This is a genomic window from Paenibacillus sp. J22P15 (assembly GCF_056269345.1).
The window spans coordinates 43843-64920 of sequence record NZ_JBWDNT010000001.1 but is presented as its reverse complement, the minus strand read 5'-3'; the positions used below and the strand labels follow the sequence as shown (position 1 = coordinate 64920).

General features: G+C 42.9%; 21 protein-coding genes and 1 riboswitch. Of the genes, 2 read left to right on the top strand and 19 right to left on the bottom strand.

Features of this window, described 5'->3' with window-relative positions; all coding sequences use genetic code 11:
* Position 1 precedes the first annotated feature (1 nt).
* From AC0YN6_RS00305 to AC0YN6_RS00275, 7 genes are all read right to left on the bottom strand, one after another.
* Positions 2-244: a hypothetical protein gene (locus AC0YN6_RS00305; RefSeq protein ID WP_475744305.1), complete on the bottom strand. Its 243-nt coding sequence runs from the start codon at positions 242-244 to the stop codon at positions 2-4.
* Between the two features lie 81 nt (positions 245-325).
* On the bottom strand, positions 326-1375 hold the full coding sequence (locus AC0YN6_RS00300) for an LCP family protein (RefSeq protein ID WP_475744304.1): 1050 nt from the start codon (positions 1373-1375) through the stop codon (positions 326-328).
* A gap of 17 nt (positions 1376-1392) precedes the next feature.
* A complete protein-coding gene (locus AC0YN6_RS00295; RefSeq protein WP_475744303.1) occupies positions 1393-1665 on the bottom strand; it encodes a hypothetical protein in 273 nt (90 codons plus the stop codon).
* On the bottom strand, positions 1662-1973 hold the full coding sequence (locus tag AC0YN6_RS00290) for a YlaH-like family protein (RefSeq protein ID WP_475744302.1): 312 nt from the start codon (positions 1971-1973) through the stop codon (positions 1662-1664). The genes AC0YN6_RS00295 and AC0YN6_RS00290 overlap by 4 nt, the downstream gene beginning before the upstream one ends.
* 180 nt (positions 1974-2153) lie before the next feature.
* On the bottom strand, positions 2154-3995 hold the full coding sequence (gene typA, locus AC0YN6_RS00285) for a translational GTPase TypA (protein WP_475744300.1): 1842 nt from the start codon (positions 3993-3995) through the stop codon (positions 2154-2156).
* Between the two features lie 40 nt (positions 3996-4035).
* The gene (locus tag AC0YN6_RS00280; protein ID WP_475744299.1) at positions 4036-4518 is read right to left on the bottom strand and encodes a hypothetical protein; all 483 of its coding nucleotides are present in this window, start codon (positions 4516-4518) and stop codon (positions 4036-4038) included.
* A gap of 168 nt (positions 4519-4686) precedes the next feature.
* A complete protein-coding gene (locus tag AC0YN6_RS00275) occupies positions 4687-5349 on the bottom strand; it encodes a TerC family protein (protein WP_475744298.1) in 663 nt (220 codons plus the stop codon).
* A 138-nt stretch (positions 5350-5487) separates the two neighbouring features.
* Between AC0YN6_RS00275 and AC0YN6_RS00270 the strand changes: the two genes are divergently transcribed.
* Positions 5488-6183 carry a TerC family protein gene (locus tag AC0YN6_RS00270; protein WP_475744297.1) on the top strand — a complete coding sequence of 232 codons (696 nt, stop codon included), beginning with the start codon at positions 5488-5490 and terminating at the stop codon, positions 6181-6183.
* A gap of 903 nt (positions 6184-7086) precedes the next feature.
* Here AC0YN6_RS00270 and thiI read toward each other — a convergent pair.
* From thiI to AC0YN6_RS00215, 11 genes are all read right to left on the bottom strand, one after another.
* Positions 7087-8307 (bottom strand): tRNA uracil 4-sulfurtransferase ThiI, encoded by a 1221-nt coding sequence (thiI, locus tag AC0YN6_RS00265; RefSeq protein WP_475744296.1) that lies wholly within the window; start codon positions 8305-8307, stop codon positions 7087-7089.
* 2 nt (positions 8308-8309) lie between these two features.
* Positions 8310-9458: a cysteine desulfurase family protein gene (locus tag AC0YN6_RS00260; RefSeq protein WP_475744294.1), complete on the bottom strand. Its 1149-nt coding sequence runs from the start codon at positions 9456-9458 to the stop codon at positions 8310-8312.
* 95 nt (positions 9459-9553) lie between these two features.
* Entirely contained in the window at positions 9554-10228 is a 675-nt protein-coding gene (locus tag AC0YN6_RS00255; protein ID WP_475744293.1) for a lytic transglycosylase domain-containing protein, read from the bottom strand.
* Between the two features lie 784 nt (positions 10229-11012).
* Positions 11013-11615: a nitroreductase family protein gene (locus tag AC0YN6_RS00250; protein ID WP_475744292.1), complete on the bottom strand. Its 603-nt coding sequence runs from the start codon at positions 11613-11615 to the stop codon at positions 11013-11015.
* 81 nt (positions 11616-11696) lie between these two features.
* Entirely contained in the window at positions 11697-12422 is a 726-nt protein-coding gene (locus AC0YN6_RS00245) for a YwaF family protein (RefSeq protein WP_475744291.1), read from the bottom strand.
* A gap of 83 nt (positions 12423-12505) precedes the next feature.
* Positions 12506-13204 carry a response regulator gene (locus AC0YN6_RS00240; RefSeq protein ID WP_475744290.1) on the bottom strand — a complete coding sequence of 233 codons (699 nt, stop codon included), beginning with the start codon at positions 13202-13204 and terminating at the stop codon, positions 12506-12508.
* Entirely contained in the window at positions 13197-14600 is a 1404-nt protein-coding gene (locus AC0YN6_RS00235) for an ATP-binding protein (protein WP_475744289.1), read from the bottom strand. Before AC0YN6_RS00235 ends, AC0YN6_RS00240 begins: the two co-directional genes overlap by 8 nt.
* A gap of 22 nt (positions 14601-14622) precedes the next feature.
* Positions 14623-15351 carry a DUF6081 family protein gene (locus tag AC0YN6_RS00230; RefSeq protein WP_475744288.1) on the bottom strand — a complete coding sequence of 243 codons (729 nt, stop codon included), beginning with the start codon at positions 15349-15351 and terminating at the stop codon, positions 14623-14625.
* Between the two features lie 29 nt (positions 15352-15380).
* Positions 15381-16292: a UbiA family prenyltransferase gene (locus tag AC0YN6_RS00225; RefSeq protein ID WP_475745488.1), complete on the bottom strand. Its 912-nt coding sequence runs from the start codon at positions 16290-16292 to the stop codon at positions 15381-15383.
* Between the two features lie 181 nt (positions 16293-16473).
* Positions 16474-18231 carry a methyl-accepting chemotaxis protein gene (locus AC0YN6_RS00220; RefSeq protein ID WP_475744287.1) on the bottom strand — a complete coding sequence of 586 codons (1758 nt, stop codon included), beginning with the start codon at positions 18229-18231 and terminating at the stop codon, positions 16474-16476.
* A gap of 85 nt (positions 18232-18316) precedes the next feature.
* Positions 18317-18401, bottom strand: a riboswitch (cyclic di-GMP riboswitch).
* 77 nt (positions 18402-18478) lie between these two features.
* The gene (locus AC0YN6_RS00215; protein ID WP_475744286.1) at positions 18479-19246 is read right to left on the bottom strand and encodes a DUF1836 domain-containing protein; all 768 of its coding nucleotides are present in this window, start codon (positions 19244-19246) and stop codon (positions 18479-18481) included.
* 255 nt (positions 19247-19501) lie between these two features.
* On the opposite strand from AC0YN6_RS00215, the gene AC0YN6_RS00210 reads away from it, so the two are divergent.
* Positions 19502-20821, top strand: a complete 1320-nt coding sequence (locus AC0YN6_RS00210) for a hemolysin family protein (protein WP_475744284.1) — start codon at positions 19502-19504, stop codon at positions 20819-20821.
* Here the strand turns inward: AC0YN6_RS00210 and AC0YN6_RS00205 are convergent.
* On the bottom strand, positions 20778-21014 hold the full coding sequence (locus AC0YN6_RS00205) for a glycerate kinase (protein ID WP_475744283.1): 237 nt from the start codon (positions 21012-21014) through the stop codon (positions 20778-20780). The genes AC0YN6_RS00210 and AC0YN6_RS00205 overlap by 44 nt on opposite strands.
* Positions 21015-21078 lie beyond the last annotated feature (64 nt).

Genomic DNA, 21078 nt, shown 5'->3' with positions numbered 1-21078 from the left:
ACTAGGCTTTCTTCATAAGCGCGAGAACCTGTACAACAAGGTTGCTCGCAGCAAGGCTCTTATTCTGTTTCTCACACACAAGGGTAGTAGACAAGCAGGCTGCGTTGTTCATCGCGTGCCACCCGCTCGAAATGTTAGAAGTCAATTGGTCAGAAACCGTATCAATCTTATGCAATTGAACGATAGATTGCTTATGCAAGGCTTCGATCGGTAGCTTGGATATTAGGGATACGGTATTGGTCATTCGCATGACCTCCTTCTGAACAGATTTCAAAAATGACTTCTGTAGATTTATTATAGCTATCATATTAGCTATCGTCTACGGTTATTCAGCCAATTTTGCTTGGAGTGCAGCTTGTGCTTCATTCAGCTTTGCTTCGTCCAAATAAACATAAGGACTTCTCCAAGTTCCTTCAAGCGGTATAAACTCAATATCTCCTCGACTGAGACCCAAATAAGTACTCATCATATTTTTGATTTCTTTGGACGGCATATCTAGCGTAAGGTTTTTACCTACTGCATCCATAACAGATCCAATTTTTGCTACACCGTTAAATGATTTCATCTTGTCTGTAAGAGCTCCGATGACTTGACTTTGCCGTGCGTTACGTTCAAAGTCACTTGACATATTTTTCCCATTATTGGACTTGCGGTATCTGACGAAATCGAGTGCTTTCTCACCGCTAAGCTTCTGGAAGCCTGGCTCAAGATCAATATTAGTGCCATCCGCAGAATCCTTATATTTCATTCGCATATCAACATCCACTTCGACGCCGCCTAGTGCATCCACAACATCAGCAAAACCTTGAAAATTTATGACTGCAGTATATTTTATGTCAATGTCGAAGAGCTTGCTCATGACATTTCGCACTTCTTGCTTGGCATCCGCATAGGCCGCTTCTTTCCCTAGCTTCTTCTTATTAAGCGCGTTCATATAAAAATCAGCGTAAAAACTGTTCGCTTTACGTGCTCGATACCCATCTACATCGATATTTGAATCACGTGGAATTGTAACCATTGTAGCGGTCTTTGTGTTCGGGTTAAATACAGCAACCATCATAACATCCGTGTTCAAACCACCGCCATGAGAACGCGCGTCAATACCCATCAATAGCATTGCGACTGATTTTTCATTTACCGCTTCGCCTGCTGGAATGACAACCTCTTTCTCAACTGGTGATGAAATATTATCGATCGCTTTATCCGCTTTTAACACCAAATAAGTTATACCCGCAGCTGCGATAAGGAGAATCGAAAAGAGCAATAAAAAAAAGATTTTTAAGAAAGAGCGTTTTTTGCGCGGTTTTTGTTTTTTTGGTTTTGCTGGTTGACGAGAGCCCGTTCTTGGTGGTAATGCTGTTGGTCCTTTGCTCATATGTTCCACCTTCAAGTTCAGTTGTATTTAGGATTTGATTCAATGTCTTTTAATAGCTGCTCACACAGCTCACGAGGATAGAGCTGCAGCTTAGTACGGCCATCCTTCTCGTATTTAACATGAATCATCGTATCGTCAGTCTTTGTTACAATAAAATTAGACAAACCATGATCTTCCGTCAATATTTGCTCAAAAAATGTAAGTGTATCAATTGCAGCTTGATCTTCGGGACGAGTATCAGCAACTAGCTTAATTTGAAGCCAGTTAAATAGTGCGTCCTCGAACTTCATTTGCCTGATTCCGTATTATGAGACGGGTTCTCGCTTGGTTTATTGCCCTTCCATTTGTCATACAATTGACGACCGCGGAGCATAAGCATCATAAGTACAGCCACTCCCATACATTGAATGATCGGCAGCTTATCCACCTGCAAAATCATCAGAACGAATGAACCGAAGGCAATCAATGCGTATACTAAAATTTCTTTCAGTAATGGCAATTTCTGCTGTGCACGAAATACCTTATTAAATATGTATATTGTAAAACCAAGAATGATCAAATAAGAAACGAGCTTATGATCGCTTAACCACGCTTGCATATTACTAACCCCCTTCTATGATTGTAAACGACTTTTGCTGTTCTTTAGTTGCACAGAACTTGTAATACTGTGAAATATAAGTGGGATTATAAGTTAAACAACTTATAATCCCACTTATATTTTAAAGAAAACGTAAGGCTTTGCAGGAGCAAAACCTTACGTTCATTTAGAAATTTGATCTTACACGCTTGCTTGAGCATTTTTACGGTTTTTGTCCGCACGCTCGCGCTCGCTTTTGTTCAAAATTTTCTTACGAAGACGAATGGTTTTCGGTGTAATTTCACAGAACTCATCATCATTCAAGTACTCGAGTGCTTGCTCAAGTGAGAATAGACGCGGGCTCTTCAATGTGACGGTATCGTCTTTACCAGCTGAACGAATGTTGTTCAGTTGTTTCACTTTACAGATGTTTACGATGATGTCGTTCTCGCGCGTATGCTCGCCAACGATCATACCTTCATAAATTTCTGTACCTGGCTCCAAGAATTGAATACCGCGATCCTCTACGCCCATCATGCCGTAGAACGTCGATACACCGTTCTCACTTGCCACTAGAACGCCTTGACGACGTCCGCCTACACCAGCGCCAGCAAGTGGTCCATAGCTGTCAAAAGCATTGTTCATAATGCCGTAGCCGCGTGTCAAAGTCAAAAACTGTGTACGATATCCAATCAAACCACGAGCAGGGATTTTGAATTCAAGACGAACCTGACCGTTGCCGTTGTTGATCATGTTAAGCATTTCTGCTTTACGCGTTCCTAGGCTCTCCATTACAGCGCCCATGCTCTCTTCAGGTGTATCAATAAGAAGACGCTCGTAAGGCTCTACTTTCGAACCATCCATTTCCTTAATGATTACTTCAGGTTTGGAAACTTGAAGCTCGAAGCCTTCACGACGCATGTTCTCGATAAGAATACCAAGATGAAGCTCACCGCGACCTGAAACGACAAATGCATCCGGGCTGTCAGTTTCTTCAACGCGCAGTGCTACGTCTGTCTCAAGCTCTTTGAATAGACGCTCGCGAAGTTTACGGGAAGTTACCCATTTCCCTTCACGGCCTGCAAACGGGCTGTTGTTTACGAGGAAAGTCATTTGAAGCGTCGGCTCATCGATTTTTAGAACCGGCAAAGCTTCAGGATTTTGGGGATCAGCAATAGTTTCTCCGATGTTGATTTCACGAATACCAGCAATCGCTACGATATCACCCGCTCCAGCTTCTTCGATCTCAACACGCTTCAAACCTACGAAACCAAACAGTTTCTCGATTCTTGCTTGTTTCACGCCGCCTTCACGAGTCATAACTGCAACTTGCTGACCTTGTTTGATAATACCGCGGTTTACGCGACCAATAGCAATACGACCAAGGTATTCATTGTAATCAAGCAAAGTAACAAGGTATTGCAATGGTTGTTCTGTGTCTTCAGTTGGTGATGGGATGTTGCTTACAATTGTTTCGTAAAGAGCTTCCATGTTCTCATCTTGTTTCTCAGGATCAAGACTTGAAGTACCCATCAAAGCAGATGCATAAACAACTGGGAACTCAAGCTGCTCATCGTTTGCACCTAGTTCAATAAAGAGATCAAGAACTTCATCTACAACTTCTTGAGGTCTTGCGTTTGGACGGTCAATTTTGTTCACAACAACGATTGGAGTTTGATTCGATTCAAGCGCTTTGCGCAAAACGAATTTCGTTTGCGGCATACAGCCTTCAAACGCATCAACGACCAAAAGTACGCCATCAACCATTTTCATAATACGCTCAACTTCGCCGCCGAAGTCAGCATGTCCAGGTGTATCAACGATATTGATCAAATAATCTTTATAGTTGATAGCTGTGTTTTTTGCCAAAATCGTAATACCGCGTTCACGCTCAATTTCATTTGAATCCATTGCGCGCTCTTGCACTGCTTCATGATCGCGAAACGTGCCTGATTGTTGTAGCAGTTTGTCAACCAATGTCGTTTTACCGTGGTCGACGTGGGCAATAATTGCGATATTCCGTAAATTCTCTCTTGCTTGCATAACTTGTAATCCACTCCATTTGTTTTTTTATTTAAAACTGTTACCAACGCTTGCGTTTGCTTAGCATCATCCAAACACCTGCTGCAATTAATGCAATAGCAATCGCATAAATCCCCCAGCTCCACAAAAGCACAAGAATGACAAACACAGCCGATGCGGCAGCAAGCGCAATCGATGCCGTGAGTACTACACGCGGTCTGGATGAACCGAACAAATAATATTCGTAAAGACCAGCTGCCACCCCAAATATAAACAGCGGCCACAAATATTTCATACTATCCCATCCAAAAAGGTTACAAACGACAAACAGCAGGGCATATACGACGAGCATTCCGCCTGGGATAAGCACGACCGCCGGAACTAATCTGCCGAAGTAGAGAACATGCAGAAGCACACCGGGAATTAAGACGAGCAGCGGCCAGAAGATTGCGCCCAGAAAGCTGAATACACCTAACTTGCCCAACAAAATAACGACCCCGGCTAACAGCAAAATAATTCCTGCGGAATATTTGTTATTAGGCATTCGCGTTCCGCTCCTTACAGCGCCATTCGCATATATTGACGAAAGACGACAGTTTTTATCTATATTAGTTTATAGGAACTGAGGCAAAAATACCAGTATGTTGCGAGGGTCAAATCAAAAAAAAATCCGTTCCGCAATATTTTGCGTGAACGGAGCATGTCCTAAACCTTATGAAACAGCCTTCTTTTTGACAATTGCAAGCACGATAACGAGCGGTACACATAATATTGGAATTGCTTCAGCAAGCGTCTTAGAGCTGTGAAAAAGCAGCTGATTCATGCCTGGATCGTGCATAAGCATGCCCCCAGCGGCATACGCGAGCAACGCAGCACCGATATATGAAAGGGCAGGAAATTTCTGCAAAAGTGTTCCCAGCATCTGGCTTCCCCAAATGATCATAGGTATGCTCAGTGCAATTCCGAGCAAAATAAGAACAGGATCTCCGTCTGCGACAGCAGCAATAGCTAATACATTGTCCAAGCTCATTACAAAATCAGCTACTACAATTGTCCAAATCGCTTGTCCGATTGTTTTAGCTTTTTTAACTGTATGTGTATCATTTTGTTCACCTGCATCAGCAAGCAGCTTTACAGCGATGTAGAACAATAACAAAGCTCCAATTGCTTGCAAGAAAGGAACTTGCAGCAGCTTAAGGGCAACCAGTGTAAGTACGCACCTAAGCCCTACTGCAGCCATTGCTCCCCACCACACTGCACGTTTGCGCTGCTCTGGCGGCAGCTGTCCGCTAGCCATCGCAATGACAATCGCATTATCTCCGCTCAGCAATACATTAATTAAGACGATTTCGATAAATATAATAAGGCTGTCCAAAATAATTACCCCCTCTTATCAGCTGTATGACCAAGCCGTGAGGAATATGTCCAAAAAAAATGTGAATCCATCTTTACCAAAAAACGTAATTAAAATTGAAATTCAGGAGTACTTGTTTATGGAAGGAGGAAATAACTTATGGAACTATTTTCAGTCGAGTTTTTCTCCGCCCTGCTGACCATCGTTTTCATCGACCTAATATTGGCCGGAGACAACGCTATCGTTATCGGGATGGCAGCAAGAAATCTCCCTAAAGAGCAACAAAAGAAAGCAGTAATTTGGGGAACAGCTGGAGCAATCGGCATACGCATTATTGCAACTTTGCTTGTCGTTCAACTCCTAAACGTTCCTTGGCTTAATCTTATTGGAGGCCTTCTTCTGGTCTGGATTGCTTATAAGCTGCTCGTACAAGAAGACGCACATGATGACATAAAATCTGGTAATACACTGTGGCAATCGATACGGACGATTGTTATAGCCGATGCTGCAATGGGTATTGATAACGTAATCGCTGTAGCTGGTGCAGCACACGGTGACACGCTGCTCGTTATACTGGGGCTTCTTATTAGCGTACCAGTCATTGTGTGGGGCAGTACGATCTTTATCAAGCTAATCAATCGCTTTGAATGGATCGTCTATGTGGGATCAGCCGTTCTCGCTTATACTGCGGCGAAGATGATTACCCATGAAAAATCATTCAAACAATTTTTCGAGAACCAGCTCGTCTTCTGGTCCTTCGTCATACTTGTGGTCGTTATCACAATCGTAGCTGGTATGTTGACCAATAAACAAAAAAAGAAACGTGCACAACAAAAAAGCAGCGAACCTCAATAATCGAGATACACAAGCAGCGATAGAACAATATATAAGAAGAGGCCGTCTCAAAAGGGGTAAACTTTTTAAGTTAATTACGATTGAGTCGCCTTGAAATCACGAAAACGGCTCTGCAGGTCTAAGCCCGCAAGGCCGTTTTTGGATTTTTATCGATCGTCGTATATTCGATGTACATAAGAATCCTCTCTTTATTTAGAAATGGTTGGTGGTACTTCCATTCTAACAAGGGCAGGTATCTTTTGTTTTAAAATATTCAAGGTTCTACCAAACGGAGCAGGTCGAATGATTCTGGAGAAGCGCCAGCGGTCGCCTTTGTTCGTGGATTCCTTCTTCGTCCAATTCATTCCAGGAATCCGCGAACAACAGCGATCGGAAGATTATTCGACTGCGTAGTGAACTTGGGAACCAAATTTGTTCTGAATAGAAAGGGGCTATCCCATCGTCATCTTTGATGACTTTTGGGACAGCCCCATTTCTCTGAAAACGACCAATTCTACACAAATAGATCTAGATTCTAGATCTATCATGCTGCACATTCCACCAATGTGCCTCTAAGCGCCGGATTATCAGAAATAGGTCTAGAAACTAGACCTATTTCTCTGAAAACGACCAATTCAACATAAATAGATCTAGAAACTAGATCAATCATGCTGCCTATTCCGCCAATGTGCCTCTAAAGCGCCGGATTATCAGAAATAGATCTAGAAATTAGATCTATTTCCCTGAAAACGACCAATTCAACATAAATAGATCTAGAAACTAGATCTATCATGCTGCCTATTCCGCCAATGTGCCTCTAAAGCGCCGGATTATCAGTTACCTCTACTTTAGGGATATCCTCCTTTTTTTATGAGTGCTTGCCTCTTTTCGAGGACCCTCATACCTGCCTTATTTCCGTTTATATTAGAACCAGCTATTTTCTCCTGCAGTTGACACAGCTGTTTGAAGCTCAGGTGTGAGCAAAAGCTCTTCCGTTCCTTCAACAGCGGCTGTCAGCAATTGATCATAATTCGGAATGAGCGCCTCAATTTTCTCGACGATTCGAAGATTCGGATTTGTGCTTGGTGATTTAGGTAAAAATAATGTACAGCAATCTTCATAAGGCAGTATCGACGTCTCGAACGTTCCAATTCTCTCCGCCAAGCGAATGATTTCATGCTTGTCCATCATTATCAATGGTTTAAGCATTGGAAGCTCAGTCGCGCGTCCAATCACGTTCATGCTTGGAAGCGTCTGACTCGCCACTTGACCTAAGCTCTCACCTGTAACGATTCCATTTGCCCCATTGCGCTGCGCTAGCTGCTCCGTTATGCGAAGCATTGCCCTTCTCATCAACGTAATAATGAGATTATCGCTCTTCGCTTGCACAAATGTCGTCTGAATTTCTGTAAACGGCACAAGATGGAGCTTAATCGGCTCTCCGCTGAAATAAGATAAGCGCTTAGCTAGCTCGATAACTTTATCTTTGGCCTGCTCACTAGTGAAGGGATAGCTATGGAAGTGCACTGCCTCTACCTCTAAGCCTTTACGAAGGGCCAGCCAGCCTGCTACGGGACTGTCTATGCCGCCAGATAGCAATAGCATAGCTTTGCCATTAGAAGCGAAGGGAAACCCGCCAGCGCCCTGTATTACGTCGTAGAACACGTATGTCGCTTCTTCTTGAATATCTACACGCAGTTCAATTTCCGGCTTATTAACGTTTACCTTCAGATCTGGAATCGCACGCAGTACATGACCGCCCACCAAATGATTCATTTCCTGTGAATTATGAGGAAACTCCTTCCAAGCACGTTTAGCACTCACTTTGAACGTAGTTGGCTTCACTGGCAATGACTGCATGAGAGCAAGTGCGGCAGCTCTTATTTTCTCAAGGTCGGGCTCTGTGCTGACGACTGGGCTTAAAGAAACAATGCCAAATAAATCTTTCAATCGGTTTGCAATCGGCTCATATGGATGTCCATTTAACTTAACAAATAGTCGTCCAAATGATTTGAAATAAGTAATATTATCGTAAGGCATCAATGCCTGCTTAACTTGATCAAGCATTCGCTTCTCAAATTTATTCCGATTTCTTCCTTTTACCATTAGATCTCCATAACGAAGTACAATCTGATCATAAAGCAAGGTTAAGTCAATCTCCTCTCAAGCGGCTTAAGTTGTTTAACAACATGGCGCAGTCCAGCAACTAAGGCTGTAATATCACGCTCGTCATGTTCATCACCCAGACTAATTCGAACGCCCCCGCTTGCTTGCGCATGACTTGCACCAATTGCAAGCAGCACGCGGCTTGGCTTGTCATCCTTCGAAGAGCAGGCCGATTTCGTTGAGACCATTATACCATGTTGCTCTAACATATGAACGATAACCTCAGGCTTCATTCCCGGATATGAAAAATGAATAATATGTGCTGCAGCCGGCTCAGTTCCATTAATCCCAAACTCTGGAATCTGTTCAATCTGCGCAATAAGCTGCAGTTTGAGTGCCTTCAAACGCTCTTCTCGCTGTACCATCGACTCTAGCGACATGCGCAGCGCTTTCGCTGATGCGATAATCGCCGGCACATTATGCGTTCCTGCACGAAGGCCAAACTCTTGCGAGCCTCCAGAAAACAAAGGGTAAAGTGTAATCCCCTCTCGAATGTACAGGTAACCAACGCCCTTAGGTCCTCTTAGCTTATGTGCTGAGCCGCTGAGCAAATCGATACCCCAATCCTCAATACGAATCGGCAGCTTTCCTAAACTTTGAACTGCATCCACATGAAACATGACCTTTGGATATTGTTTTAGCAATTGCGCAATCTGTTCAATAGGTTGAATTGTACCGATTTCGTTATTAATATGCATAATACTTACGAGTATCGTCTCATCTGTCAGAGCTGCTTTCAATTGTTCAATGTCAACATGACCAGACTTGTTTACTGTCAGATAAGTGACCTGGAATCCCTCTTGCTCTAGCTGCGCAAAAGATTCGTACACCGATGCGTGTTCAATTTGCGACGTTATCAAATGCTTGCCTCGCCCCGCGTACTGGCGTGCGATTCCCTTTATGGCGATATTGTTGGACTCTGTGCCGCCCGAAGTAAATATCCATTTACCATTAGAAGTTTGAAGTTGCTCAGCTAAAACGGCACGTGAGCGTTCAATTAATTTATTCGCATTGGTACCTGCACGATGAAGTGAGGAGGGATTCGCATATTGCGACCTCATCACCTCCATCATCGTTTGTACAACCTCCTCATACGGCGGAGATGAAGCGCAATGATCAAAATATAGCATGTTCGTTTGTCTCCTTTTCAAAAAGAAAAAGATCATCGATCGCTGCCGCTTATAAGACGGCTCGCTAAATCGTGATCTTATTGCTGATGTTTTACTTACCTAGCTTGAAGCACCTTAGCAACGTAACGTTGAGTCTCTTCCGGCAACGCTTCAAGATTTTCTATTAACTGCTCATTAGTACGAATTCCTGTCCGATCCACCCGACCAGGACCTGCATTGTAAGCCGCCAAAGCAACATGCTCATTTCCGTTATATTTGTTTAGCAGCATCGATAAATACTTTGTTCCGCCTTCAATATTTTGCGCGGGATCAAATGAATTGGTTACACCTAGCCCTCTTGCCGTACCGTCCATAAGCTGCATAAGGCCCTTAGCGCCTGCACCCGACTCGGCATCTGCTCGGAAGCCAGATTCGGTTTTAATTACCGCTTGGATTAACGAAGAATCTACGCCATATTTAGCGGAAGCTTGTTGAATCAATTCGTCATATGCCGTTGGTGAACTGCTCTTCACGTCTTCGCTGTTGTAAGCAATGTTATTTAGACCGCTCAATGAATTGAGCTGAGCAAGCGCATCTGCCGGCATCACCGGTGCAGCGGAATTATTTTCTGAAGAATTGTCGGACATATAATGGGATAAAAGAGAATCAAATAAGGAAGCTGAACCATCGCCTTTAGTCGCTTGCAAGGGATTAAATGCTGCTTGTAAATCTAAGCTTGGTGCAAGCTGTAGCTGCAATAATGTCTTAATAATCCGAGGGTCAATACTCATAATATCCTCCTAGCTATGTAATTATGCGATTGCATGTATAGTCTACTTTAAGTATATCGGTTTCAATTGTACATGTTTTTAGAGCAAACAGCCAGTTTCCCTTACTCGATATTAGCGGATTAGCTACTCGGTTTGAAGGATCTAGAGTAACTTAAAGCTATAGCCTTCTCTGTTATAAGCAAAATAGATAGAGGATGTCCCTAAAGTGGAGGTAACTGATAATCCGGCGCTTTAGAGGTGCATTGGCGGAATCGGCAGCATGATAGATCTAGTTTCTAGATCTATTTGTGTAGAATTGATCGTTTTCAGGGAAATAGGTCTAGTTTCTAGACCTATTTCCGATAATCCGGCGCCTTAGAGGCGCATTGGTGGAATGGGCAGCATGATAGATCTAGTTTCTAGATCTATTTGTGTAGAATTGATCGTTTTCAGGGAAATAGGTCTAGTTTCTAGACTTATTACTGATAATCCGGCGCTATAGAGGCGCATTGGTGGAATGGGCAGCATGATAGATCTAGTTTCTAGATTTATTTGTGTAGAATTGATCGTTTTCAGGAAAATGGGGTTGTCCCAAAAGTCATCAAAGATGACGATGGGATAGCCCCTCCCCTTTCTATTCAGAATGTGGTTCCCAAACGCAGTCGAATGTCCTTCCGATCGCTGTTATTCGCGGATGGACGATCGATAAAAATCCAAAAACGGCCATGCGGGCTTAGACCTGCAGGGCCGTTTTCGTGATAGTTCAAGGCGACTCAATCTTTCATCGTATAACTTAAAATAGTTCTTATTTAAACACTTTTACTCGTTCTTCAATTGGTTGGTACTCTTTTTCACCTGGCGTTGCTGTTGGTTTGCCAAATGGCATTTGTGCAATCAGCTGCCAAGAGTCAGGTAATGACCAGGTGCTCTTTACTTCCTCATCAATAAGTGGATTATAATGCTGGAGTGATGCGCCGAAGCCTTCATTCTCAAGTGCTGTCCATACTACAAACTGATGCATGCCATTCGTATGCTGTGACCAGATCGGGAAGTTATGTGCATACTTCGGGAAGTTTTCCATTAAGCCATCAATAACTTGTTTTTCCTCAAAAAATAATACAGTGCCGTAGCCGCTCTTGAATGAAGCCATTTTTTGCCCGGTAGACTCGAATTGATCTGCTGAAACAATGCTGCGAAGCGTATTTGTCGTTATATCCCAAAACTTATCATGACTGTCGCCAAGCAATACGACTACTCGTGTGCTTTGTGAGTTAAATGATGATGGCGTGTGTTTAACAGCTTGATGTACCAATTCCACAATTTTGTCGTCGGAGATAACCGTCTCCTTACTAATTCCGTAGATAGAGCGTCTTTTACGAATTGCGTCCAAAAAAGCCTGTGATGTCATTGTTTCTCCTGCCTCTCAATATCTTATGTCATCTTAGATGCATCAAACCAATACCTTTCATTATTCCCACTGTGAGCATTATTATGACTCCTCGGCAGCCTTTCCCATTTCAAACGTCTTACCATTTATCCATCGATCGAGCAGCCTCACAGCAGCATAAAGCAATAAAAAAATAATAAAAGCAATGAACTCAAGTTGAATCAAATACCATGGCCAAGGAGCCAGCAAGTCAAGCAACGATGCCGTTTCAGGCTTTCCCGCCAAAAACATAAAATTGGTTGTACCCGATACAATGTTCATAATTGCCGCCGGTATGGCTAGTGCATGCAGCCATATTTGAGCCTGCACCACAGAGCGAAAAGTAGGTCGATAGCGTTCCACAGCTACAATGAACAACGCAGTACTAACAATACCGATATGTGCAATGAAAAAATGAAAATATCGAAAATGCGGAAACGCTTCGTCTAAGTTGGGCGTCAACAGAGCTTGCAGCGCACCCATGCTTCCAAGAAAAAATACAGCATCGTAAAGTTTTTTCGGATTCCAGATCATCACGATTGCACTTACCAATAGCATCAAGCTGCACAGCTGGAATGGCAGTGATCCGATTCCCCAGTTCTGATTTTGGATGTAAGAAATCTGGAGTGAGAGCTCACAGCAAATTAGCAATATTGCCATACCTACACGAATGAACTTGTTCATTTTCGGCTGCCTCATTCGTTTCCGGCAAACGATAATACTCAAAACAGCCAAGATGAGAGCTGCCAATCCCCCATAATGCGCAGCAGAAAACATCACAAAATCCATTGAAAAAGCCCTCCATCCCTTTGCTGTAAGCATTCTTCTTATCTCTATTTTGTGAAAAATGACATAAAAAAATAGTACCAACTTTAGATGGTACTATCCTCGTCCTTCTTCTTATGAAATAAGCCCATTTCCTTGGCTTTATTTGCTGCTTCGCGTGAACCGCTCAAATTCAGCTTTTTGAGTATATGATTGACATGGTTCTTGACGGTACGGATCGAGACAACCAGCTTGTCAGCAATTTGCGGCTGTGTGAATCCCTGATCAATTAAATCCAGCAGCTGCAGCTCAGATGGCGTAATGAGATCCCCTAGCTTCTTTGCCTCAAACTCGCGCTCCATTTGCTTCAGTCGGCGGAATTCCTCCCGCATCCTTTCGGCAACAGCCGCGTTAATCGGAGATTGACTTCGAGAAGCAGATCGAACCGAGGCAGGCAAGCTTTCAAAATCAGATTTAATTTGATAATCGATTGCACCTGCTTGGAAGGAACGGAATATGAGCTCCTTCTCTTCCATGGAAGTAAGCATAATGACACGTGCGCCAGTTGATAAAGCAACCTCTTCCGCCAGTAAAACACCCTCTGGCCGTCCCTCAAGCATGATATCCATCAACACAACATCAGCAGGAGCAGACTGCTGCTTGCCTTCTTGGAGCGCATGTCTAACATCCTCTGCCCTGCTGGCCGTCCATACGACATCCATATCTGACTCTTTATTTAAATAAGCTACAAGACCCCGAAGCCAATCCGGATCATCCTCAACGATCCATACACGGATGTTATCCATTTGCTTCTCTCCTCTGCGCAACATTTACTCCTATTTTTTGGGCATGAACATTTCGTTTCGGAAAAGTCATATTTACAGAGGTACCTACACCCGGTATGCTTCGTAACCCGAGCATTCCTTTGTGCTTTCGCATAACATGATACGCATATGGCAGTCCAAGTCCAAAATTCGTGTCGCTGCCGCTTTTTGTCGTGTAGAACGGCTCAAGCACATTCGTCATCTCACTCTTTTTCATACCTGGACCGGTATCTCTGACCTCAATAATAAGCTCTCTCTTCGTCTCATTCAACAGAATAAACAATTCTCCGCTGCCTTGCATAGCTTCTATCGCATTAGCAATAATATTACCTAATGCCTCGCTTACCTGTGCTGGATCGATGCGACATTCCCAGCCTTCGCTTAAAGAGCTCTGCAGCTTGATGCTGCCTAGACTCGGAACATATCCTTCAAGCGTCTTCTCAATAAGTGCCGCTATATTCACCATCTCGACACGCAGCGTCAGATCCTCTGTACGACGATGAACTCGCTGGAGCATCTCTTGCATGTGACGTGATGCATTTAGCACCGTCTCAACATCGGCAAGCAGCTCTTGTTGATCCGTTGCAATAGCGTATGCCTTCATTTTTTCGGAAAAGAGCCGCATTTTTCCCGCGTCATTTTTTATCGCATGATTTAGAATTGCCGTTCCCGATGTGACCGCTCTTAATGTGGAGTCATATCTTCTGCGATCAACCTTAACTCGCACGCCCATAAAGCCGTAAGTGAACAATGCAACAACAAATACTGTAACGGCAAGACCAACAATCCAAGTATTATAAACCCACATTCGCAGCATCCCAAAACTTGGCAGCACGTAATTCATCACCATACAGAACATGACCGGCGGAAGCACCGTCGAACAAATAATCCAATGTGTACGCGAGAAGGACGCGTGCAGCTGCCGCTTAAGCAATACCTGTACCGCTCCGTACAAAATATAAGGAACTGCCCACCATACAACGATCTTAAAAGAGATCGGATATACAGTCGTATAGAAAGGCGTAAACAAAACACATAAAACAATCGGAATGAGTAGCAAAAATGGCATAAGCTGCTTCAATAATTTAGGAAGCCGAACGGGTCTGTAAGCAATAGCAAACATCACGAATGAATAAGGCAAGAAGTAATATGAGGTTAATGAGGAGATCGCTTGCAAGCGGTAAAGAAGCTGCTGCGCTACCTGATTCATTCCTGCTTCCGCCGCAGCTGGCACCCATTGCAAGTCTAGCACGGCGGCAAGCGCACCCGCTCCCCCGCTAAACGCCACAGCGCCTAACCAATGGTTAACGGATGCTCGCCGATCGGAGAGCCATATGATGGCTGCAATAGCCCACAAAGCAATTAGAACGAATAACATAACGCAGCTCCTTCACAACAGCTTACTCTTTGATTTCAATCGTAATTGGCGAGTATTCTCCAATAACGGTCTGTCCATGTACCGATACGCTGCCCTCAGGTGTCAGATCCTTCTCTGTCATAATACCAAGAGCAACGGTAAATTGATTAAATTTAACTGGAACTCCGCGTTCTCTTCGCACCTCACGACCATTCACATAAAAAACAACTTCATCATCAGTACGATTATAAGTAATTTTGTACGTATTGAACTCCCGTGCCTCAAAGTCCGTGTCTTCTTTAAACACACAGAAATATCTCGTTTTATCCGTCTCAGGCACCGTTACACCCGGGAAAGGGAGAACAGCATAGACACTGGCATACTTGTCATTTCCAGCAAAGAAATCAAGTGCTCCGCCAGTTGTGAAATCAAGCAAATTTAATGATACATAGCCGTCATAAAGATCGCCGGGCGCCGTATTTTGCGAGCGAGCTCGTATTTGCAGCTCGAAGCTGATTTCACCAGACTCTGGTACAATAACAGGTTCAGCAGAATAATACATATGTTTAGCATTATCGAGAATTTGAATTTGATCGTTTGAGCGGCTTAGCGGCGCTCTTACATACAATATTCCGTTACGTACAATAACGACTGCATTCGGCTCTCGGTACTCCCAGAAGGAGCCGTCTTGCAGCGGAAATCCGCCGATTTTCCAAACTTCGCCTTCATTAAGTATCGTGTGAAAATCACCTAAAGTCCATTGTTTTCCCATTTCCATGACCTCTTTCTAAGTTGTAAGTTTTAAATAAGCCCTTGAATGATTAAAGCAACAATCATAATCGCTCCGCATCGCATGGTTGCTTGCAATGATGCTCCCATTAGCGGCAAATACGCTGCTGAGGGATTATTTGCAGATAGTTTTCCATAAACCGTATAGATGGGAATGGCTGTTAGTACAGCAAGCAGAGCATAAATCGGTAATGCACCCGCTAACACACATACGATGAGTGAAATATAGGCTAGGAAAAGCAAAATCCTTGAAAAAAACAATGCCTTTTTCTCGCCCCAAACCACCACTAATGTTCGCTTTCCCGCTTGCTTATCAGCTTGCCAATGCAAGAAATGGTGATTGAACAAAATAAGGGTAGTCAATAGTCCAATTGGAAGTGAAAGCAATAGAGCCCGAAAATCAAGCTGCGATGTTTGTACGTAATATGCTCCTACAACAGGCAATATGCCAAAGGAGAACAGTATCGCCACTTCGCTGTAGCCCTTTCCTCGGTAACCGAATTTGATCGGCGGAGCTACGTAGAAATAGGCAATCAACGCTCCAAGTACGCCAAATAAAAGTGCAAGCCAGCCGCTAGCTATGCTGAGAATAATGCCGCAAATCGCCGCAATGCCAAATAGTGTCCATGTTAAGACTGCAAAGGTGCGAATATTCCAGGTTCCTTTGGTCAAATACCCTGAATTGGTCGCAATCGCTCCTTCTGTTGATTGAGCGGCCATATCTGTACCATTATAATAATCCCATAAATCATTAATCATATTAGAAAATAAATGGGCTGATCCTGCTCCAACCAATGTGATAATAAATAATAATGGATTGAATATGCCGTTCCATACAAAGGCACCGAGTGCGCCCAGCGCCACCGGTATAAGCATAACAGGTAATACTCTGACCCTGGATGCTTTCATAAATTGTTTAAACATAAGCTGCCACTGCCCTCTCTGTTGTCGATAGTTCAATTGAACCATTTCCATTTGCTATGCGTCAACTCATGGATTAAATTCGGCACTTTACTCGCTTATCCTGCTTTATAAAGAAACAGACACCACCTCAAAACCTAAGATGATGTCTGCTCTAGTTGAAAAGTTATAATGATTTCAATGATTACACCTTAAAAACAGAAGCCTTTTCCGTCAAATCATGAGAGGAAAGAGTCAACTTCTCCGCAAGGGAGCGCAAATCATCAGAAATATCATTTTGCTTAACAGATAACTCGCTCATATGCTCCATTTTCCCATTAACGTCAGAGGACGTACTCAGCAGCTTGTCAACTGCAGTAACAATGTGTGTCATGCCAGTTGTAATTTCACTGATGGCAGTGGAGATTTCACTCACTTGATCAGAAAGCATGCTGCTCTGTGATTCCAGCGCTTGGAAAGTGACGCTGGCGGTTTCCGATGCTTGACGAGTCGTATTAATAACACTTGCAAAGCTTCCCAACGTACGGCTGCTAGCTGCTACATCCGTTTGTATAAGAGTCAGTTCCTTCGTGATCTGCTTCGAGATCATATCGGTCTGACTAGATAACTTACGGATTTCATCCGCAACGACTGCGAAGCCTCTGCCATGCTCACCCGCTCTAGCCGATTCCATCGAAGCATTGAGTGACAGCAAATTCGTCTGTGTATTCAAATCCTGAATGCCAGTCAAAAACTTAGATACATTATTATAACGGTCGTTCATCGTTTGGAATGCCTCGGTTAGCTTGGCAAACTGCTCCACAGTCTCATTTACCATGGACACTACGCCAGCCATCTGCTGCGTGCCGTCATGGGATGACTGCTTCATTTGAAGCATGTCATTGTTTATATAATCACTCGAAGCTGCTATCTGCTCTGAACTCGCAGAAATCTGCTCGGTAACAGCTGAAATTGATGAAGCATCGTCATATTGCGAGAGCAATACTTGTCTGCCAAGATCGACCTGACCCTTCACATCCTCAGACGCTTTACGGTTATTTCCAATCATCGTATCCATATTACGCGATACTTGAAGTACCGATTCGCTGACTTCCAGCGTTGCTTTGATTGTGACTCGAAGCTGATCTCCCATTTCCGCTAAGGCATGATCGATCTCTCCGAACTCATCAGAGCGAGTCAGCCTCTCTTGACTTGTAAAATCATTATCGCCATAAGACCGAATACGTCGAGTAATACCTAGAAGACCCGACTTTATGGTCTGAGTCACACCAAAGATCATAATGGCTGGCAGCACGACAAGTAAAATAACGTTGATGAGAATAATAATGTTCGCACGGGATATATCTCCATCCAATAAAAGCTGCGTCGTATTCGCATCATTGGTCAACCGTTCATGAATGACATCGTTTGAATAACTCAAAATAATGGTATACACACTTATTAAATTACTAATTCGCAGCGACTTCTCATCTGAAGATAGGTTGGTGACATCCGTATCTGTCTTTCTTAGATCGTCTAACGCCAGCTTTAGAACCGGTATCTGATTCGCATAAAATGGACCGTCCTCGGAAGCGGGAGGATATCTCTTATCCATTTCAATAAGCTGTTTCTCCAGTTCGTCGATTTGACTTGGCAATATCTCTAAATTGTCCATAATGAGCGTCGCATCGCTTTTTCCATTTTCGATCGCATCAACCAAAAGCAGCATCGCTTTCAGCAATTGACTAGTGATGTCTTGATAGTTACGCTCTGCACTCAGCAAATTTTCAGTATCTCTAACTGAGCTGGCTACCGAATGATTTTGAACATAAATGAGCACACCTGAACTTACATTAAAAAGAGTAATAATTGCGGTGATAAGCATTAATTTGCTCGTTATTTTCTTCAGTTTCATTTTCTTAAACAGTATGTTTGCTCTCTCTCTCCAAACCTTTGAATCCATTCCGCTTTCTCTCCTCTGTCACCTGAAAAACAAAAAAAGCTATCCAGCCCCAGGAGGTGAACAGCTTAGAATAGCTTATTATCCTACCGGCGGTCTGGCAGCCATAGTGCATACACTTTAGGCCCATAACTTTGCGTCTTAGACTTTCGACTAATTTGCCTTTTTCAGTTTGTATATTTTTGTATTTACAACACAACCCAGTATAAGACAACTCAGCAAATCTGTACATCCCATTAGAATGAATTTACTAAGTAGTTAGAAATAAGGTTGCATTGCAATAGCGCCGCGCTAAGGAATGAAAATAAGAGGTTTGAATCGAAATTACCGCAACAAGCAAAATATTTCGTACCGCTTCCCGTTGCTTTTCCGATAAATTAGGTAATCTGCTTGCAAATTGATTCGCTGATGAACGAATGACGTGCTCTGTCAATAAATCTTGATGCGGATTTTCCTTCAAATGACCGGAAATATCGAGCAGTTGATCGTTATTGGCGTCGAGCTCCTCAAACATACTGGTGTATGATGCATATAATTCAATAGGCCCAACTAAATCGTCCGTATCATCCTCTGGTTTCTTAAATACGATCTCAAACAGCTTGCGTATTGATTCAAAATCTAGATTTGACTTTAAATCATCAATAATGAACAATAGCGCTGCTTGGTTAAGAGAATATTTTTTGCCAGCCTTCGGACAATCGAAATAAGGTTTAAAATCTCGCTTCACCCAATTTTGCATGGAGGTAATCGACAGATTCGAATATTCGATTAATTGTCCTAACGCAGCAATTTCGTGAAGTGAAAAGCCTTTCAGCTCATTCCCTTTGATCAACTTTTCAATAATTGGAGGCAGCATCGTAGATAGAAACGCAGGCAATCCCGAGCCTTTCTCCAAATCACATTGATGCGTTTTGGTCCATGCGGCTTGCAGCACTTGCAGCGGCTTCTGATTATGACTTCCGTCCAAAGCGAGCAGCAAACAAGCCATCTCTTTTCGAGTAAGCGTAAAGGACTCCATAACCCTTCCTCCTCGCGCATTCTTCTTACTTTCAAGTATTACAAGTTCATATGAACTCATCATATGCCGGAGAATGACGCTTGTAAAGACTAGATAATCGATGAGAATAAGCCTTTCCACCTTGTTAAATCGCTTTTTAAGCGTAAAAAAGGCTTTTACCGTTGCATTTGGCGTTTGTCATTTCGTGTAATCATTCGTTATAGTAGATCATAAGAATAAAAAAATATAAACATAAAAGGGTAGTGAGAAACGAAAATGGGTATAGGATTCAATTTATTCATGATTGCTCTTCTTATTTTATTAACTGCTTTTTTCGTCGCAACGGAGTTCGCCATCATTAGACTTCGCTCCAGTCGGATCGATCAGTTAGTGCTTGAGGGCCGGAAGAACGCACTTGCCGTTCAACGGGTTACGAGTAATCTGGATGCCTACTTGTCAGCCTGCCAATTAGGTATTACTATCACAGCGCTCGGGCTGGGCTGGCTGGGAGAACCGACAGTTGAAAAAATGCTTTTACCCTTATTTGAACGTTTTGCTCTTAACGATGATATCAGTCATATTCTTTCCTTTTTCATTGCATTTATTTCAGTAACATTCCTGCACGTCGTAGTCGGTGAGCTCGCGCCAAAAACTTGGGCGATCCAAAAAGCTGAATTTATTAGCTTCTTAACAGCAAAACCAATTATTTTATTCTACAAGCTCTTATATCCTTTCATTTGGCTGCTTAACGGCTCGGCTAACGCACTGGTTCGCCTGTTCGGATTAAAGCCTGCTACAGAGCATGAAGAGGCGCATTCTGAAGAAGAGATTCAAATTATTCTTAATGAGAGCTACCAAAGCGGAAAGATTAACAATACAGAATACGGATATGTAAGCCGCATTTTCGCGTTTGATGAATTGCTGGCCAAAGAAATTATGGTGCCCCGCACCGATATGATTTGCTTATACACAAATAAATCGTTAGCAGAGAACATGGAAATTATTCGCAAGGAACAATATACGCGTTTCCCAGTTGCTTCTGAGAGCAAGGACAATATTGTCGGGATGATAAATACGAAACAGCTTTTTCTAGAATATGAGTCAGACCGTGATCTCGATTTCAAAAAACTTGTACATCCTGTACTTAGCGTGTCCGAGGTTACACCAGTAAAAATGCTGCTAAAAAGGATGCAGCTTGAACGTGTTCATATCGCTATTCTCGTGGATGAATACGGTGGAACGTCTGGTCTTATTACGATTGAAGATATTTTGGAAGAAATCGTTGGAGAAATTCGAGATGAATTCGATGCTGACGAGCGTAAAGAAATTGAACAGCTAGCAGATCATTGCTACTTGCTCGATGGTAAAGTATCTCTAAGTGAGCTCAGTGATCTTACGGGCATGAACTTCGAGGAAGAAGATGTTGATACGGTCGGCGGCTGGTTGTATAGTCAAATAACGGATCCAAAGCCAGGCAAAGAACATTATTACGAGAATTATAAATTTATTATCCGTGAAACGAGTAAAAACCGAATTCGCAAAGTCGAAATGCTCATTCAGCAAAATGAACTTGCAGTTGAAGGCGAAACCGCATAAACAAATCATTAACAAGATCGAAGCAGCCATTGCTAATCGCATAGGCTGCTTCTTTTTTATGTATTCTGAATCTAAAACAAACTTGAAATTCTACACTCGGATGTGCTTTTCGTATACCGGCTTCCATTGCGTTTGCGATTTGCACCGCACTTGCAGACCCTTTAAAAGAGTCAGGTGCGACTATTATTTTCATCTCTATCATCCTCTTAAAATTTTTTTTGAAAAAACACTTGCAATTCTATCTAGTTGTATGCGAT